This window comes from Micrococcus sp. HMSC067E09 (assembly GCF_001812555.1).
GTDB classification, from domain to species: Bacteria; Actinomycetota; Actinomycetes; order Actinomycetales; family Micrococcaceae; genus Micrococcus; species Micrococcus lylae.
The window spans coordinates 111,694-122,391 of the sequence record NZ_KV809449.1 but is presented as its reverse complement, the minus strand read 5'-3'; the positions used below and the strand labels follow the sequence as shown (position 1 = coordinate 122,391).

Sequence of the window (10,698 nt, the reverse complement as noted above, 5' to 3'; positions counted from 1 at the left end):
CGAGCCGCTGTCCAACCTGGACGCCAAGCTCCGCGTGCAGACCCGCGCCCAGATCGCCCAGCTCACCCGCCGCCTCGGCACCACCACCGTGTACGTGACCCACGACCAGACCGAGGCCATGACCATGGGCGACCGCGTGGCCGTGCTCAAGGACGGCCTGCTGCAGCAGGTGGACACCCCGCGCAACCTCTACGAGAAGCCGAGGAACGTGTTCGTCGCCGGGTTCATCGGCTCCCCGGCCATGAACATCTTCCGCGTGAAGACCTCCGCCGACGGCCTGCACGTGGGCAACACCGTGCTGCCCGTGGAGCGCGACGTGCTGGCGAAGGTGGGCGAGAGCCTGGACCTCGGCGTGCGCCCCGAGAACCTCGAGATCACCGACGGCGCGGGCCTCGAGGTCGAGGTGGACACCGTGGAGGAGCTCGGCGCCGACGCCTACGTCTACGGCCACACGGACATCGACGGCGAGGAGCGCATCATCACCCTGCGCACCGTCGGCTACACCGCCCCGGAGAAGGGCGCCCGCATCCGCGTGGCCCCGCAGATGGAGCGCGTGCACCTGTTCCACGCCGAGACGGGCGATCGCCTCAACGGCTGACACGCCGGCGGCGGTGCGCAGGCGCCGCATGCCGACGCAGGGCGAGGGCGGGCGTCCCGAGGATCCATGGGGATCGTCGGGGCGCCCGCCCTCCTGTGTGGTGGGGGGGTGGTGTTCGCCGGGTTCCGGGCCGCAGGCCTCAGATGGTCGAGCCGGTGGGGTCTGAGGTGGTCCCCTCGCGGGGCGCGTCCTCACCGGCGCCGTCGCCGTCGGCCGAGTCCTCGGACTCCTGCCCGGCCAGGGCCCGCTGGATGCCGCGCTCGAACACCTCCGCCGGCTGGTCGCCGAGCAGCGGCTTGCGGTCCAGCATGAAGGCGGGGGTGGAGGAGGCGCCGAGGGCGTAGCCGAGCTGCTGGTTCTGGGCGATGGCCTCCTTCGCGTCCGCGGAGTCCATGTCCGCGGAGAACCGCTCGGTGTCCAGGCCGAGCTCGTCGGCGAGGTCCACGAGTGCCTCCTCGCTGAGCTGATCGGCAGAGCGCGCGTGGCCGTCCGCGAACAGGGCGTGGTGGTAGTCCAGGAACCGGTCCTGCCGGCCTGCGGCCCAGGCGGCGCGAGCGGCGCGGGCGGAGTCCTTCCCGAAGATGTTGAGGTCACGCCACTCGATGCGCAGGGTGCCGTCCTCCACGTGCTTCTGCAGCGCCGTCATGGTGTCCGTGGACCACGAGGCGCAGTGGCCGCACTGGTAGTCGCCGAACGCCACGAGCACCACGGGGGCGTCCACGCGGCCCAGGGCGAGCGGGTCCTTCGGGTCCCGGCGCTCGATGAAGTTCGGGGAGGTGTCCTCCGTGGCGCCGACGGCGGCCCGCACCGAGCCCGGGTTGCCCTGCAGGTCCGAGGTCACCGAGTGGAGGCCGAGTCCGATCCCGACGGCGGCGAGCAGTGCGGCGGCGGTGCCGGCCAGGGCGCGGTGTGACAGGGAGACGGGCATCGGTGGACCCTTTCGGATGGACGGTGAAGGACGGGTCCAGTCTTCCACTCGCCCGGTGGTGGCGGCGGACGTGTCAGCCCACCCCCGAGTGCCGAGCCAGAGACTTCGGCCCCTTCAGGGGTGTGCGAAGGGGCCGATTCTTCTGGTTCGGCGCGCGGGGGGCGCGTGGGGCGCATGGATCGGCGCAAGGGGGAGGCACGCGCGAGGGCGGTCCGTGCAGGGAGGCAGGGCCATTGAGCAGCCGAGGTTGACAACTCGCCCGCACGTCAACCATAGTTGACGCATGACCACCTCGGGACACCCTGACCCCACACCGGCGGACCCCGCCAGCAGGACGGACCTGGCCGCCGTGGCCGCCGATGTGGCCGACCCGCAGCGGGGACTGCGGGCAGTGGCCGCCCTGCGCCGCCTCGCAGACGAGCTCGAACTCAAGCAGGTCGAGGCGGCGCTCGCCGCCGGCCTCGGCTGGCCCGAGATCGCCGCCGCGCTCGGGGTCACCCGCCAGGCAGCCCACAAGAAGTTCAGCCGCCGCGTCAGCACCGAGCTGCGCCGACCCCGAAGGACGGAGACCCGATGACCCGTGTGACCGACGCCGTCAGCACCCTGACCGAACACCTCGCCGCGAAGCCCGCCGCAATCGCCCGCACCCTTGCGGCCGCGCAGGACATCGCCGGCTCCGCCCACCTCGAGGCCGACGCCGCCGGCCGGGGCGCCGTCTCCCTGGACGACCTGCTCGTGGCCTTCGCGCAGATCGGCGGGCCCGTGGGGCAGGCGCTCGCCGCCCAGGGGCTGACCGCCGAGTCCCTGCGTGCCGGCATCCGCGACCGCGACGCCGCGGACCTGTCTGCCTTGGGCATCACCCTGCCGCCGGCCGGTGAACCGGTGGCCGTCCCCGGCCGCCTGGACCCGAAGCGCTCCTTCCGGCTGGACGCGGAGGCCGCACGCTTCCTGGAGAAGGCCGCCGGCACCCCGGCCGGGATGTTCGCCGACCTCATGGACCACCCCTCACGCCGCCCGGCCGCAGCCCTGCGCGCTGCCGGGGCGGACCTGCACGCCCTGCGTGCCGCGCTCCCGCCGGTCGGCGAGGACCAGGCCGAGGACAACTCCCCGGCCGCCCCGATCCCGGGCCTGCTCGACGGCCTGGCGGAGACCACCCGCCGAGCCGAGCGCTGGGTGCCGCTGTCCCCGGAGCGGGTGCGGGACGTCGTCGTGGCAGAGGAGTCCATGAAGCCGCTGCTGATGCCGGGGATGGACGATGTCCTCGTGGCGCCGGGGCTGCTCAACGTCACGCGCAAGGGGCGTGAACACGAGTACCGCCGCGTCCGCGACGCACAGGTCGGTGAGGCCCGGGAGGTCGCCTGGCAGATGTTCTGGCCCGGTGGCGCCAAGCCCGACCAGGGGGACACGGACGAGCGCGGCTCCTACCTGCACGTGCTCATCACCCCGGCCGACGGGGGCACCCTGCTCACCCTGACCCGCGGCGTGCGCGGCATCGGGCGTCTGGGCAGGATCGCCGGCGCGGCCGCCACGGTCTTCTCCGGCAGCGCGAACCGCAGCCTGCTGCGCGGGATCGTGGAGCAGGCCCGCGCCCGGGACTGACCTGCGGCCCGTGGACGCCGCCTGACAGCTCGTGGCGGAGGGTCCTACCCTGTGACCCATGACCCGCCCGACCCCCGCCGCGCGACTGGCGCTGTTCTTCGCGACGGCGGTCGTGGCCGGGGCGACGATGCCCGTGCAGGGGCGGCTCAACGCGCAGTTCGCGGCGGAGTCGGGGGAGCCGGTGCTGGCCTCCTTCGCCTCCTTCACCGCAGGCTTCCTGGTGATCCTGGCCGTCACCGTCCTCACCGGACGGGGCCGGCGCGCTCTGGCCCGGGTGCCTGCGGCGCTGTGGTCCGGGCAGGTGCGCCCCTGGCACTTCGTGGCCGGGACGGCAGGCGCCTGCGTGGTGCTGGCACAGTCCGGGTCCATCGGGACCATCGGCGTCGCCGTGTTCACGGTCGCCCTGGTCACCGGCCAGCTGATCGGCGGGATCCTCGTGGACCGGCTGGGGTGGAGCCCTGCCGGCGTCCGGCCGCTCACCGCCCGCCGGGTGCTGGGGGCGGCGCTGGCCGTGGCCGCCGTTGTGCTGGTGGTCTGGCCCCGGCTGGGGGAGGCCGGCAGGCTCGGCCCCGGCTGGCTCCTGCTCGCTGCGATCCCCCTGCTGATCGGCCTCGCCACCAGCGGGCAGCAGGTCCTCAACGCCTGGCAGGCCGCCGCCTACGGATCCGTGCTGCCGGCCACACTGATCAACTTCCTGGTCGGCGCGGGCGTGATCGGCCTGGTGCTCGTTGTGCAGGCGGCGGCCGCCGGCGTCCAGGGCGGGTTGGTCCCCCAGTGGTGGCTCTACCTCGGCGGGCCGCTGGGGTGCGTGTTCATCGGCTTCAGTGCGATCCTCGTGCCCCGCGTCGGTGTCTTCACCGCCACCCTCGGGCTGGTCTCCGGCAATCTGCTCGGCTCTGTGGTGGTGGACGCCCTCGCCCCGACCGGCGGGGCGCAGATCACCGTCCTCACCGTGGTCGGCACGTGCGGTGCCGTGGCCGCCGCCGCGCTCGCCGGACCCGGGAGGACCCGCGCGCCGCAGGCAGATCCGCTGCAGGAGCGTCCGACGGGCCGAGACCGTCCCGCCGTCCCTGCCGGACCGGACGACGGCCCTGGCAGGTGAGCGCATGCCGGCCGTCGGCACGCTGAACCCTTGCGCCGGGGGCGCGGGTTCCCGACGACGGCCGCGCACCATGCGGCGGCCGACTCTCCGTCCGCCTCGCTCAGGGGAGCAGGAAGTCCACGGCTGCCGCCAGGGCCTGCCGCACGTCCTCCGGCTGCAGGCTGTCCGGCGCGAGACGGCGCTCCACCGTCAGGGTGTGCATGAGCATCAGCAGCAGGCCCGCCGAGTGCGTGATCTGGGCGGCGGGGACGTTCTCGAGGGCGCGGTGCCTGCGGATCAGGTCGGCGAGGAAGTCACGGCGCCGGGTGGTCAGGTCCCGGTAGGCGGCGCCCACCGTGGGTTCCCGCAGACCCGCCGCCTGGAACTCGTGCAGGAGCGAGGCCCAGGCTCCGGAGGTCGTCAGCACGATGTCCGTCAGGGCGTCCGCCATGCGCTCCACCAGCGCGTCACGAGGCATGCCGGGGTCGTCCAGGGCGTCGGCCATTCCCGCCATGGCCTTCACCGTGACATTCTCGAACTGGGATGCACATGCCGAGGCGAACAGGTCCGGCTTCCCTGTGAAGCTGGAGTACACGGCCCCCTTGGTGTACCCGGCCTGCGCGGCGATGCGGGCGAGGGAGGACCGGGCGTAGCCGTCCTGCTCGAACGACCGTGCAGCCTGCTCCAGGATGGCCGCGCGGACGTCTTCACGGCGGGGTCGGGTGGCCATGCTAGCCTTTCGATTCCGATGGTATTGAATACCGTTGGTACTGAATGCCGATGGTATTGAATCTGCCTCGACCTGGCAAAGAGGATCCCGTCCCCATGCACACTGACACCGAGACAGCCGCCGGCTCCCCGCCCTCCGACTCCTCTCGAGACGATCTGCCCCTGTCCACCCTGGTGGCCCAGGAGCTGACCCTGCGCACCGTCCGGGGGCCCGTCTTCGGCCCGGTGGACCTGGTGCTGCCGCCGCAGACCCATCTGGCCGTGCTCGGCTCACAGGGCACCGGCCGCTCGGCCCTGCTGCTGGCCCTGACCGGCCGACTCGACGGCGTGAGCGGGGACCTCGTCCTCACCGGAGGTCCCGTGGACGTCGCGCTGGACAGCGCGGAGCGTCCCGCCTCACGGGCCTACCGGCCGGAGATCGACGCGTCCCGGCATCCCCACGCGCTGCGCTCCCTCACCGCCGTCGCCCGTGTCACGGACCTGGTGGAGCTCGAGCCGGCACTCACCGTGCGCGAGGCGGTGGACGAGCGCTGCCTGCTGGACGGCGTCCGGCGTCGGGCAGGCAGGGAGCGTTTCGCCCTCCTCGCCGAGGCCGTCGGCCTGGGAGTGGACTCGGATGCGGAGGTGGGGGAGCTCTCTGCGCTGACCCGGGCGCTGATCGCCGCGCTGCTGGCCTGTCTGCGCCCGTCCCGGCTCGTCACCTTCGACGACGTGGACGCGTCTCTGACCGTGGACGAGCTGACCCACCTCTACTCCGCCATGGACATCCTCAAGGACCACGGGCACTCGTTCGCCGTGAGTGCCGTGGCCTCCGCGCCCACCCCGCGCGACGCCGTGATCCTCACCCTGCACTCTTTCCGGGAGAACTGATGCTGTTCCGCTACGAACTCCGTCGATTCCGCCGCGGCCTGCCGCTGCTCGCCCTGATCTTCGTCGTCCTCGTGCCCGCGCTCTACGGCGCCCTCTACCTGTCCGCGAACTGGGACCCCTACGGGAAGCTGGACCGTCTTCCGGTGGCCATCGTGAACGAGGACAAGCCGGTCAAGCACGAGGACACCACCCTCACCACCGGCGCGGACATGACCGAGAAGCTGGTGGAGGACAACGACTTCGACTGGCATGAGACCACCCGTGAGGACGCCGAGGAGGGCCTGCGCGACGGGCGCTACTACCTCATCCTCGAGATCCCCTCCGATCTCAGCAGCAACCTCATCAGCCCTGACGGGGGCGGGACGCCGCAGCAGGCCGAGATCACCCTGCGCCGTGACGATGCGAACGGCTTCGTGATCGGCTCCGTCACCGCGTCGAGTGAGGCGAAGGTGGAGGCGGCGGTGAACCGGTCCGCGATCGAGGCGTACTTCGAAGCCGTGTTCGACAACCTGAACGAGCTGCGCGGCGGCATGTCCGAGGCCGCCGACGGTGCCGCGGAGCTGAAGGAGGGCACCACCTCGGCACGGCAGGGTGCCGCCCAGCTCGATGAAGGCCTCGCCGACGCCAAGGACGGCTCGTCCCAGCTGGTCTCGGGTGCCGGAGAGCTGGCCACGGGCGCCGGGGAGCTCGCCGACGGTGCCGACCAGGCCTCCGCCGGCGCGGTCCAGCTCTCGGACGGAGTCTCCCAGGCCCAGGACGGTGCCACGCAGCTGAGCTCCGGTCTGGGCGAGGCCCGGGAAGGCTCCCAGAAGCTGGCCTCCGGTGCCGGTGAGCTCGCCGAGAAGGCCCCCACCCTGCGGTCGGGAGCCCAGGACCTGTCTGACGGCCTGGGCCAGCTGCAGACCGGTTCGGCCGAGCTCGCCGACGGCGCCTCCCAGGTGGCCGACGGCACCCAGAAGCTCCATGACACCGTGGTGCCCCGCCTGAACACCGTGATCGAGCGCCAGGAGGCCGTGGCCGCCGATGTCGCGGCCGTGGACGAGGGCGTGCAGCGCGTGGGCGCTGCGTCCGGGAAGGGCGAGGAGGGCGCGTCGGCGCGCATCGCCGAGGCCCAGGCCGCCCTGGCCGAGCTCGGCGAGGAGGACCCCGACCTCGCGGAGTCGGAGCAGTACGCCGCGCTGCAGAAGGCGCTCGTGGGCGCAGACGAGCGCGTCACCGAGGTCAATGACAGGGTGCAGGAGGTCGCGGGCCTGTCCGCGGCCGCCGACGAGCGCGTGCAGACCCTCGTCGGCGAGAACGCGGCCGCGCAGGCCAAGAAGGACCTCACGGACCTCAACAACGGTGCCCACGCCGTGGCCGACGGTGCACAGACCCTGCAGGGCGGCATCGGAGAGGCCAAGACCGGCGCCGACACCCTGGCGGACGGGGCTGGACGGTTCGCGGACGGCCTCGAGCAGCTCGGCGCGGGTGCCACCGAGCTCGACCAGGGCCTGGGGGCCCTCCAGGACGGTGCCGGGTCGCTGCAGAGTGGGCTCGGCGAGCTCAAGGACGGTGCGGACGAACTCGTCGAGGGCAACGCCTCGTTGGCCGACGGCGCCCATCAGCTGGAGGACGGCGCCACGCAGCTGCAGTCCGGAGCCACGGAGCTGGACAGCGGCATCGGCGAGCTCAAGGACGGCTCCTCGTCACTGCGTTCGGGGCTGAACGAGCTCGAGGACGGTGCCGGTCAGCTGGCCACAGAGCTCAAGGACGGCGTCGAGCAGATCCCTGCGCTGACCGAGGCCGAGCGGGACGAGGCGTCGCTCGTGATGTCCCGTCCGGTCAAGGCGAACATGGATGTGGAGCACTCCGCCGAGGTGTACGGCCGCGGCATGGCGCCGATGTTCTTCTCCATCGCCCTGTGGGTGTTCGGCATCGCCGCCTTCAACATCATGCGTCCGGTGAGCGCCCGGCTGCTGGCCGGACGCCGGAACCCGCTGGCCCTGACGCTCGCGGCGTGGCTGCCGGTGGGCCTGGTGGCGATGGCCGGCAGCCTGGTGATGCTGGGTGCCACGGTGCCCCTGGGCCTGGAGCCGGTGCATCCCGTGCGGGCGGTGGCGCTCACGCTCCTGGTGGCCGCGACGTTCTCCCTCATCGCGCATCTGATCCAGAACGCGCTGGGCACGCCCGGTTCCGCTGTGCTGCTGGTCCTGCTGATCCTGCAGCTGGCCTCCACCGGCGGAACCTATCCGTCCGCGGTGCTGCCGGGCTTCTTCCAGGCGCTGCACCCGTTCATGCCCATGACCTACTCGATCGAGGCGTTCCGGGTCGCGATCTCCGGCGGATCCGATCAGCACTTCTGGACGGCGTGGACCGTGCTGCTGGTGATCGGTGCCGCCGCCCTGGCCCTGGACATGCTGGTGGTCCACCGGCGCCGCAGGTTCCGCATGAAGGACCTGCACCCGGCGCTCCAGCACTGACGCCAGGGCGGCCGGGCCCTCAGCCCGGGTCCCCGGTGGGCGCCGCCAGCGTCAGCCACCGCTCGTCCACCACGAACCCGAGCCGCTCGGAGGCGCGCCGGATCGCGGCGTTCTCGGCTGCCCCTCCGGTGCGGAAGACGGTCACGGCAGGCGAGGGGCCCTCGTCGGGGGACGCGGGGAAGGCGAGGGCGAGCATCGAGGCGGCCTTGAGGGCCGTGCCGAGCCCGTGCCCGCGCAGGTCCGCACGGACCACGGTGAAGTCGACCTCCGCCACCGGTCCCTCGAGGTCCACGTAGGTCATGGCCGTCAGCGCCCCGTCCGCGGCGAAGAGCCCGAACGCGCGGCGGACATCGGTCGGCCGGGCCGACTCGGCGGTCATGGGGGCATGCGCGGTGGCCGGCCCGCCCGGGTAGTCACCGGCGGTGGCGGCGTCCAGGGCCAGGGCCGCGGGGACGTCGTCCGAGGTCAGCTGCCGGAACGCGCCCAACTCCTTCACGACGGCGGCCGCCTCCTCCCAGCGTCGCCGCGCCTCGTCCGTGGCCTCCGCCCGGGCGGCCCAGGACTCCTGCGCCACCGTCCAGCCCTCGGCGGTCAGGGCGGCGACGTCGGGATGGTCGGCAGGCAGGATCCGCGGAGAGGTCATGGCTCGAGCGTACGGGGGCGCCGCCAGGGCGACGTCCCAGGCTGCGGTGCGCGGCCGTCGTCGGGAAGCGGCCGACGCGGGCCGGGAGGCGTGGCACGCACGCATGGGGGACACTGGTGGCTCACCCGACAGCACGGACACGGAAGGGACCGCCGAGGCATGCAGCTGGACCTGATCGTGGAGAACGCCCGGATCATCACCGGCGACTTCCACCGCCCCACCGCCACGAGGCTCGGCGTGTGGAACGGCGTGTTCGTGGGCGTGGACGAGCGCATCGAGGGCCTGGACGCGGCGGTCCGCGTGGACGCCGGCGGACAGGTCATCACCCCCGGGTTCAACGACGCCCACGCACACTCCGTCTGGTTCGGCCAGTCCCTGCTGGAGCTGGACCTCGAGGGCCTTCAGAGCGCGGACGCCGTCTACGCGGCCATCGAGGAGCGGGCCGCGCAGCTGGATCCCGGCCTGTGGGTGGTGTGCACCGGCTACAACCCGGACGAGCTGACCGGTCCCGAGCCGGAACGCGACGGCCTGGACGCGGCGGCGAAGGGCCGTCCGGTGCTGCTGCGCCACAGCCACGGCCACGCCTACACCGTCAACTCCGCCGTGCTGTTCATGGCCGGCATCCCCGAGGGGATCCATCGGCAGCCCGAGGGCGGCGAGATCGTCACGGACGCGGGCGGACGGCCCACCGGCGTGCTCAAGGAGACCGCCATGTCCTCCGTGAACCGGCTGCTCCAGCCGGAGTCGGACACGTCGATCGCCGACGCGCTCGAACGGGCGTCCGCGGCGTATGCGGCCGACGGGCTCACGTCCGTCACGGACGCCGGTGTGGCCGGCGGCTGGATCGGCCACAGCCCCCTGGAGTTCGGGGCCTACCAGCGGGCCAGGGACGCCGGCATGCTCAAGACCCGCTTCCAGGCCATGGTCACGCTGGACGCCCTGCACCCGGTGGCCGGCCATGCCGACGACGGCGAACGCGTCACCCTGGACGCCGGCCTGCGCACGGGCCTGGGCGACGAGTGGCTGCAGGTCGGCCCGGCGAAGGTCTTCGCGGACGGCTCGATCATGAGCCGCACCGCCGCCATGACGCAGGAGTACGAGCACTGCCACCACGTGTACGGCTACCTGCAGCAGGACGCCGCGCACATGCGCGCTTCCACACTGGCGGCCGCCGCGGCCGGCTGGTCCCTGGCGCTGCACGCCCTGGGGGACGCCGCCGTGGACTTCGCGATCGAGACGATCGAGGAGGCGCAGCTGTCCTACGGCCGTCCCCGCATACCGCACCGGATCGAGCACGGCGGCGTGGTCCGGGACGACCAGATCCGGGACATGGCCCGGCTGGGGATCGTGCTGGCCACCCAGCCGAACTTCATCGCCGCATTCGGCGAGGGCGAGGAGGAGCGACTCGGCGCGGAGCGGGCGAGGCTGTCCTACCCGGCCAAGCGCCTGCTGGACGCCGGCATGGTCCTGCCCGGCTCCTCCGACCGCCCCGTCACCCACGGTGCCCCGCTGCGCGTGATGCAGGACTTCGTGCTCCGCCGGTCCTTCGCAGGCCGTGAGTTCTCCCCGGCCGACCGCATCACCGCCGCCGAGGCCCTGCACGCCTACACCGTGGGCTCGGCCGTGGCCACCGGGTGGGGCGGCCGCAAGGGCCAGATCCGCCCCGGCCAGCTCGCCGACTTCGTGGTGCTCGGCGCCAGCCCCATGGAGGTGCCGGCCGAGCAGATCGGGGACATCGAGGTCGTCGCCACCGCCGTCGGCGGGGTCTGGGTGCACGGCGGGCTCTGAGCC

The 10,698-nt window shown here is 73.0% G+C and carries 10 protein-coding genes; 7 read left to right on the top strand and 3 right to left on the bottom strand.

All coding sequences use genetic code 11. From position 1 onward, the window contains the following. Positions 1-598 (top strand): ABC transporter ATP-binding protein (locus HMPREF2863_RS08815; RefSeq protein ID WP_141756410.1); only part of this gene is annotated, 598 nt, incomplete at its 5' end. Positions 599-737: 139 nt separating this feature from the next. On the opposite strand, the gene HMPREF2863_RS08810 is transcribed toward HMPREF2863_RS08815, so the two are convergent. Further along, the gene (locus HMPREF2863_RS08810; RefSeq protein WP_070639519.1) at positions 738-1,526 is read right to left on the bottom strand and encodes a DsbA family protein; all 789 of its coding nucleotides are present in this window, start codon (positions 1,524-1,526) and stop codon (positions 738-740) included. Between the two features lie 283 nt (positions 1,527-1,809). Here HMPREF2863_RS08810 and HMPREF2863_RS08805 point away from each other — a divergent pair, with 283 nt between their 5' ends. From HMPREF2863_RS08805 to HMPREF2863_RS08795, 3 genes are read left to right on the top strand one after another with little or no spacing between them, the layout of a single operon-like run. Beyond that, complete coding sequence (locus HMPREF2863_RS08805; protein WP_174520643.1) at positions 1,810-2,103, top strand: hypothetical protein; 294 nt, start codon at positions 1,810-1,812, stop codon at positions 2,101-2,103. Next, positions 2,100-3,125 (top strand): Clp protease N-terminal domain-containing protein, encoded by a 1,026-nt coding sequence (locus HMPREF2863_RS08800; RefSeq protein ID WP_070639517.1) that lies wholly within the window; start codon positions 2,100-2,102, stop codon positions 3,123-3,125. Before HMPREF2863_RS08805 ends, HMPREF2863_RS08800 begins: the two co-directional genes overlap by 4 nt. Before the next feature lie 58 nt (positions 3,126-3,183). Continuing rightward, on the top strand, positions 3,184-4,227 hold the full coding sequence (locus tag HMPREF2863_RS08795) for a DMT family transporter (protein ID WP_070639515.1): 1,044 nt from the start codon (positions 3,184-3,186) through the stop codon (positions 4,225-4,227). Between the two features lie 100 nt (positions 4,228-4,327). Here HMPREF2863_RS08795 and HMPREF2863_RS08790 read toward each other — a convergent pair whose 3' ends face one another. Then, positions 4,328-4,936 carry a TetR/AcrR family transcriptional regulator gene (locus tag HMPREF2863_RS08790; RefSeq protein WP_067191224.1) on the bottom strand — a complete coding sequence of 203 codons (609 nt, stop codon included), beginning with the start codon at positions 4,934-4,936 and terminating at the stop codon, positions 4,328-4,330. A gap of 95 nt (positions 4,937-5,031) precedes the next feature. Here HMPREF2863_RS08790 and HMPREF2863_RS08785 point away from each other — a divergent pair, with 95 nt between their 5' ends. Then, complete coding sequence (locus HMPREF2863_RS08785; RefSeq protein ID WP_067191222.1) at positions 5,032-5,805, top strand: ATP-binding cassette domain-containing protein; 774 nt, start codon at positions 5,032-5,034, stop codon at positions 5,803-5,805. Continuing rightward, positions 5,805-8,264 carry a YhgE/Pip domain-containing protein gene (locus tag HMPREF2863_RS08780; protein WP_070639513.1) on the top strand — a complete coding sequence of 820 codons (2,460 nt, stop codon included), beginning with the start codon at positions 5,805-5,807 and terminating at the stop codon, positions 8,262-8,264. The genes HMPREF2863_RS08785 and HMPREF2863_RS08780 overlap by 1 nt, the downstream gene beginning before the upstream one ends. A 19-nt stretch (positions 8,265-8,283) precedes the next feature. Here HMPREF2863_RS08780 and HMPREF2863_RS08775 read toward each other — a convergent pair whose 3' ends face one another. Further along, the gene (locus tag HMPREF2863_RS08775) at positions 8,284-8,907 is read right to left on the bottom strand and encodes a GNAT family N-acetyltransferase (RefSeq protein WP_070639511.1); all 624 of its coding nucleotides are present in this window, start codon (positions 8,905-8,907) and stop codon (positions 8,284-8,286) included. Positions 8,908-9,066: 159 nt separating this feature from the next. Between HMPREF2863_RS08775 and HMPREF2863_RS08770 the strand changes: the two genes are divergently transcribed. Beyond that, a complete protein-coding gene (locus HMPREF2863_RS08770; protein WP_070639509.1) occupies positions 9,067-10,695 on the top strand; it encodes an amidohydrolase in 1,629 nt (542 codons plus the stop codon). Positions 10,696-10,698 lie beyond the last annotated feature (3 nt).

Coding starts and splice junctions, on each gene's coding strand:
- HMPREF2863_RS08810 (WP_070639519.1), bottom strand. CDS start 1,526: ATGCCCGTCTCCCTGTCACACCGCGCCCTGGCCGGCACCGCCGCCGCA.
- HMPREF2863_RS08805 (WP_174520643.1), top strand. CDS start 1,810: ATGACCACCTCGGGACACCCTGACCCCACACCGGCGGACCCCGCCAGC.
- HMPREF2863_RS08800 (WP_070639517.1), top strand. CDS start 2,100: ATGACCCGTGTGACCGACGCCGTCAGCACCCTGACCGAACACCTCGCC.
- HMPREF2863_RS08795 (WP_070639515.1), top strand. CDS start 3,184: ATGACCCGCCCGACCCCCGCCGCGCGACTGGCGCTGTTCTTCGCGACG.
- HMPREF2863_RS08790 (WP_067191224.1), bottom strand. CDS start 4,936: ATGGCCACCCGACCCCGCCGTGAAGACGTCCGCGCGGCCATCCTGGAG.
- HMPREF2863_RS08785 (WP_067191222.1), top strand. CDS start 5,032: ATGCACACTGACACCGAGACAGCCGCCGGCTCCCCGCCCTCCGACTCC.
- HMPREF2863_RS08780 (WP_070639513.1), top strand. CDS start 5,805: ATGCTGTTCCGCTACGAACTCCGTCGATTCCGCCGCGGCCTGCCGCTG.
- HMPREF2863_RS08775 (WP_070639511.1), bottom strand. CDS start 8,907: ATGACCTCTCCGCGGATCCTGCCTGCCGACCATCCCGACGTCGCCGCC.
- HMPREF2863_RS08770 (WP_070639509.1), top strand. CDS start 9,067: ATGCAGCTGGACCTGATCGTGGAGAACGCCCGGATCATCACCGGCGAC.